The following is a 5,033-nucleotide window of genomic DNA, read 5'->3' on the forward strand; positions in this document are numbered from 1 at the left end:
GCACCACCTGACCCGGCCGCTGCGGGCCGCCGCGACCAGGTCAGCCAGGGGCCGGGCGGGCGCGGGGGAGGCCGGCGTGAAGGTGCCGAAGTGACCGCCGGCGTCCCCGCTCTGCACGACCAGGCCGTCCACCCCGAGTTCTGCCGCGCCCGCCGCCTCCGCCGCATCGGTGACCGTGAGCAGCACCCGGCTTCCCGCTCGCCGCAGGTCGCGGACGACGTCCGCCGGCGGCAGGCCGAAGGTGAAGCTGACCACCGGTACGGGCTCGCGCACCAGCAGGTCCACCTTCTCCGCCCAGTGGTCGTCGTCCTCGGTCAGCGGAGCATCGGCGAGATCGAGCCCGTACCGGGTGCCTTCGCCCGAGATCCGGGTGGCGTACCGCCGGAAGTCCGCCTCGCCAACCGGCACCGGGGCGGGGACGAAGACGTTCACGCCGAACGGCCGGCCCGCGGCCCGTACCGCGGCGATCTCCTCCGCGACCGCCGCCGGCTGCTTGTAGCCGGCCGCCAGGAACGCGAACGCCCCGCGCGCGCCCACCGCCTCCGCAAGTCGGACGGTGGTCGGGCCGCCGGCCATCGGCGCCGCGACCACCGGCAGGTCCATCCCGAGGAGTGCTTCCCGTTCCGCGTCCACCGCACCAGTCTGCCGTGCCGCGACCTGCTGCGGTGGGACCAGCGGAGCGGATCTCCGGCGCCGCCGGGATTGCCGCCCTATGGTGCGGGAGTGAGCGATGTGCCGCGCCGATGACTGCGTCGGGCCGGTCGGGAGGCGAAGGTGAGGAACGGATGCCCGCAGGAACGCTGCCGGCCCGGCCGCTGGCCGGTCGGGTCGCGGTCGTCACGGGGGCGGCGCGCGGCATCGGACGGGCGGCCGCCGTCGCCTTGGCCGAGGCTGGTGCCGACGTGGCCGGGATCGACATCGCCGGGCCGGTCAGCGCGATCCTCGACTTCCCACCGGCCACCCCCGAGGACCTCGCGGAGACCGGCCGGCTGGTAACCACCGCCGGTGGACGCTGGCGGGAGCACGTCGCCGACCAGCGGGACATCGGCGCCCTCCGGTCGACCGCGGCCGGCGTCGAGCAGGACTGGGGCGGCGTGGACATCGTGTTCGCGAACGCGGGCATCCAGGCGTTCAAGCCGCTGCTGGAGATGGCCGACGAGGACTGGCACGACCAGATCGACGTCAACCTGACCGGTACGGCGAACGTGCTGCGCGCGTTCGCGCCGCTGCTGGTCCGGCGGGGCGGGGGACGGATCATCGTCACCTCGTCCACGCAGGGGCAGCACGGCACGAGGTGCGGCGCCGCGTACTCGGCCTCGAAGTGGGGCATCATCGGGCTGATGAAGTCCGCCGCCCTGGAGTTGGGCGCGCACGGGATCACGGTGAACGCGGTGATTCCCGGCCTGGTCGACACCGCCCTGACCCGGCACGAGGACCGCTACGCCCAGGCCGTTGCCGAGGGTGGGCGGACCCCGTCCGGGGACGCCGTCGAGGACGAGCGGACGGCGGTCGAGATGCTGCGGGCGAAGACACCGCTGGGTGTCCCGTGGCTACAGCCGTCCGATGTGGCGCCGCTGGTGGTCTTCCTCGCCTCGGATCAGGCGCGCATGGTCAGCGGTACGTCGTTCGCCGTGACCGGCGGCGACAGCGCCCACGTCACCGCCTGATCCGCGAGGGTCGACCGGGCAGCGTCGGACGTGGCGTCAGCGCGGAGCGCCGGACCGGGGCGGGCGTTTCCGCCCGCCCCGGCGTCGTATCCGGTGTGTCACCGTTTCGCCTGCTGCTTGGCCGCCATCGGGTCCGTGCCCTTGTCGACCTTTTTGAGTGCGTCGCGCAGCTGCCCCTCGGTCATCTTGGAGTTGCCTTCGATGCCCTTGTTGTGGGCCTGCTGGCGCAGGTCGTGAAGTTTCTCCCGGTTGGTCATTGCTACCTCCGTTGTGCTTGCTCCGGAACCCGCCGCTTACCCGCGACGCCCGCGAAGCAACGTCGGAGCGGGCCGGATCAGCCGGTGGCGACCGAGGCCAGGTACCGGTCGGCGGCCTCCGGCGTCATGAACCACTCCTGGAAGTCGTTCGGGTCGCTGAAGCCGTTGGCGAAGCGCCGGGCGATGGTCGGGTTCTCGGCGGCGGCCCCGAGGAGTTGCTGCACGTGCGGCGGCAACGGCTGCAGCATTGCGTTGGTCCACCCGGTCACCGCCTCCCCGGCACCCGTCCAGAACCGCTCGAAGGTCTGCCCCATCCACTCCCGGTCGAACGGCTGGTCCCCACGCTCCAGGATGGACCCGAGGTAGGAGTACGCGCACTTGGCGGCGGTGTTACTGCCCTGGCCGGTGATCGGATCGTTGGCCACCACCACGTCCGCCATGCCGAGGACGAGCCCGCCCGAGGGCAGCTCCGCCACCGGGCGGCGCACCGTCGGGGTGTACCGGCCGGAGAGGGTGGCCCGCCCGTCGGTCAGCTCGACGTCGACACACCGGTCGTAGATCCACGGGGTGTAGCGGCGGACCAGGTCGAGGGTCAGCTTCAGGTGCTCGGCCGGGTCACGCCGCTCGGCCCACAGATCCAGCGGTCCGCCGGGCACCGCCTCCCAGAACAGGATCTCGCACGGCCCCGACACGGTCAGCGCGGGAATCACGAACAGTTCACCCAGGCCCGGTACGGCGTTGAAACTGACGTGCGGCACCGGCAGCAGCGGATCCGGGGTCATGCCGTGCACGTACGCGACGGCCAGTCCCCGCTGCGGTGCGGTGTGGACGGACCGCAGCGGATCCCGGTCGAAGACCCCCACCAGGTCACCCTTGCCGGCGGCCACGATGGTCAGGTCGTACCGGCCGAGTCGGGTCAGCCCGTCCAGGTCGGCCGTGGTCACCCCCTGGTAGTGCACGGTCCCGCCGCGCTGCTCGAACAGCTCCAACCAGGTCGCCATCTTCAGCCGCTGGTCGGTGCTCTGCGCCGGCTCGTCCAGCGGGCAGGGGATCCGCAGCGCCCGCTCCCCGGGTGGGGCGGACAGCGACACGTGCAACCCCTCGATCCGGGGCGCCTGGTCCTGCCACAGGTCGAGCCCGTACCGCCGCTCGGTCTGCAGCGCGGTGGCGAACATGGCCTGGGTGCTCATCACCCAGCCACTGCGGATCTCGTCCGGCGTGCGGGCGGACATGATGGTCACGTCGTAGCCCTCGGCGAGCAGGCTCAGCCCGAGTTGCAGTCCGGACTGCCCGGCTCCGACGATCAGGATTCTGCGCATCTGTCTCCTCCAGGTCGAGTCAGTGGGCGGCGAGCGCGCCGGCGGTGGGGCGGGGGTTGCGGGCCATCGCGTGTTCCACGACCGCGAGCAGCGCCCGGGCCACGGACTGCGGGTCGCGGGCGTCGCAGGCGATCAGCGGTACGCCGGCGGCCAGCGCGAGCGCCTCGCGGACCTCCTCCAGCGGGTGGTGCAGGACGCCGTCGAACAGGTTCACGCAGACCACGAAGGGCACGTCGCTGTCCTGCTCGAAGTAGTTGACCGCGGGGAACGACGCCGCGAGCTGCCGGGTGTCGGCCAGCACCAGCGCGCCGACCGCCCCCCGGCAGAGGTCGTCCCACATCGGCCAGAAGCGGGGCTGGCCGGGCGTACCGAAGAGGTAGAGCACCAGGTCGGTGCCGATGGTCCGGCGGCCGAAGTCCATCGCCACGGTCGTGGTGGTCTTGTCGATGCCCGGATCGAGCCGGTCCACGGTCTCACTGGCCGCCGTCATCCAGGCTTCGGTGTTGATCGGCGGGATCTCGGAGATGGACTGGACGCAGGTGGTCTTGCCGACGCCGAAGCCACCGGCGATCACGATCTTCGCCGACGTCAGCAGGGGGTTGTCAGGCAAGCTGGCGGAGGCCATCGCGGAGTCTCTCCAGGAGGCGGAAGTCGAGCGAGTGGGCGTCGTCATGGATCTGCAGGCGGTCGGTGGCGGCGAGGTCGTCGACGACCACCCGGGTCACGCCCAGCGTCATTCCGCACACCGCGGAGAGCTCGGCGACGGACCGGGCCCGGCGGGCGTGCTCGTACAGGGACCGGGCCTCGGGCAGCAGGCCCGAGGCGAAGACGGCGTCGTAGTACGGCACCGACACCAGGGTGTGCACCAGCAGCGGTTGCCGGGTGCGGGTTCGGCCCGCGGTCAGCACGTAGGGCCGTACCTTCCAGTACGTCATCGGCATGATCTGGTTCCTCGGCCGGCGTCAGTGCGGCTGGCTGGCGGTCAGGCGATGCAGGTCGCGGCGCGCCTGCGGGGTAAGGGCGTGCCACACCGCGGTGACGAACTGCGTCATCCGGTAGGAGACGACCCGCAGGTCGCAGCCGGGGGCGGCGGCCACGGCCAGGCCCGCGGACTCGCCGACCCGCATGAAGAGCAGGTGGCCGCGGGGTAGCCGCACCGTCAGGTACTCCGAGGCCCCGAGGTCGAGCAGTGACGCGCTGCGGTCGGCCATGCTGAGCAGGCCGGCGGTGAGTGCGGCGAGCTGGTCGCCGAGGTCGCGGGTGACGCCGCGGGAGGCGGCGAGCTGCAGGCCGTCCAGCGACACGATCAGGGCGTGCGTGACACCGGGTACGTCGTCGGCGAACTGGCGGATCAGCCAGGCGCAGTCAGGCAGCCCCTGCCCGGCGGTCGCCGTTCCGTTGCCGTTGCCGGGGAAAGCGTGGGTCATGGCAGCTGTCCTTCGTCGGTGGTTGCCTGGGCGTCGCTGACTCCGGCGGCGAACGCCGCCGTCTCGTCGGGCCACGACTGGGGGGAGGACTGGTCCTCCGGGGACGCCCGGTGCCCGGTGGCGGGGGTGCTCTCCGTACGGACGCTCTCCCGGGTCCGCCGGGGCAGCCCTCCGGCCGGGGACGTCGGGGCACGCTCGGCCTGCGGCTCGCCGGCCGGCTGTCCGCCGATCGTGCTGAGCTGCACGGTGGGGGCGTGGCTGGTGTCGTGGGCCGGGGTCATCGGCGTACTCCAGGGGTCGGCCCGGCCGCCGTCCGGCGGCGGCCAGTCGCCAGGGGGCTGCGGCGTGGCGGGGCCGGTGGGG

General features: G+C 72.8%; 7 protein-coding genes and 1 pseudogene. 1 reads left to right on the forward strand and 7 read right to left on the reverse strand.

Annotated features, from left to right (window positions below; translation table 11 throughout):
• A partial coding sequence (locus DKL51_RS23350; protein ID WP_185734896.1) for a nitronate monooxygenase occupies positions 1 to 633 on the reverse strand: 633 nt, incomplete at its 3' end.
• A gap of 152 nt (positions 634 to 785) precedes the next feature.
• Between DKL51_RS23350 and DKL51_RS23355 the strand changes: the two genes are divergently transcribed.
• Positions 786 to 1,667: an SDR family NAD(P)-dependent oxidoreductase gene (locus DKL51_RS23355; RefSeq protein WP_109943617.1), complete on the forward strand. Its 882-nt coding sequence runs from the start codon at positions 786 to 788 to the stop codon at positions 1,665 to 1,667.
• 98 nt (positions 1,668 to 1,765) lie between these two features.
• Here DKL51_RS23355 and DKL51_RS35105 read toward each other — a convergent pair whose 3' ends face one another.
• The 6 genes and pseudogenes from DKL51_RS35105 to DKL51_RS23380 form a co-directional block, all read right to left on the reverse strand.
• The gene (locus DKL51_RS35105; RefSeq protein ID WP_165823055.1) at positions 1,766 to 1,924 is read right to left on the reverse strand and encodes a hypothetical protein; all 159 of its coding nucleotides are present in this window, start codon (positions 1,922 to 1,924) and stop codon (positions 1,766 to 1,768) included.
• A gap of 77 nt (positions 1,925 to 2,001) precedes the next feature.
• On the reverse strand, positions 2,002 to 3,243 hold the full coding sequence (locus DKL51_RS23360; protein ID WP_109943618.1) for a styrene monooxygenase/indole monooxygenase family protein: 1,242 nt from the start codon (positions 3,241 to 3,243) through the stop codon (positions 2,002 to 2,004).
• Between the two features lie 19 nt (positions 3,244 to 3,262).
• Complete coding sequence (locus DKL51_RS23365) at positions 3,263 to 3,868, reverse strand: GTP-binding protein (RefSeq protein WP_185734897.1); 606 nt, start codon at positions 3,866 to 3,868, stop codon at positions 3,263 to 3,265.
• On the reverse strand, positions 3,846 to 4,184 hold the full coding sequence (locus tag DKL51_RS23370; RefSeq protein WP_207783757.1) for a DUF742 domain-containing protein: 339 nt from the start codon (positions 4,182 to 4,184) through the stop codon (positions 3,846 to 3,848). Before DKL51_RS23370 ends, DKL51_RS23365 begins: the two co-directional genes overlap by 23 nt.
• 21 nt (positions 4,185 to 4,205) lie before the next feature.
• On the reverse strand, positions 4,206 to 4,670 hold the full coding sequence (locus tag DKL51_RS23375) for a roadblock/LC7 domain-containing protein (RefSeq protein WP_109943619.1): 465 nt from the start codon (positions 4,668 to 4,670) through the stop codon (positions 4,206 to 4,208).
• A pseudogene (locus DKL51_RS23380) lies at positions 4,667 to 5,033 on the reverse strand (hypothetical protein); the annotation flags it as partial. The pseudogene DKL51_RS23380 and the gene DKL51_RS23375, both read right to left, overlap by 4 nt.

This window comes from Micromonospora globispora (assembly GCF_003857015.1).
Lineage (GTDB): Bacteria > Actinomycetota > Actinomycetes > Mycobacteriales > Micromonosporaceae > Micromonospora > Micromonospora globispora.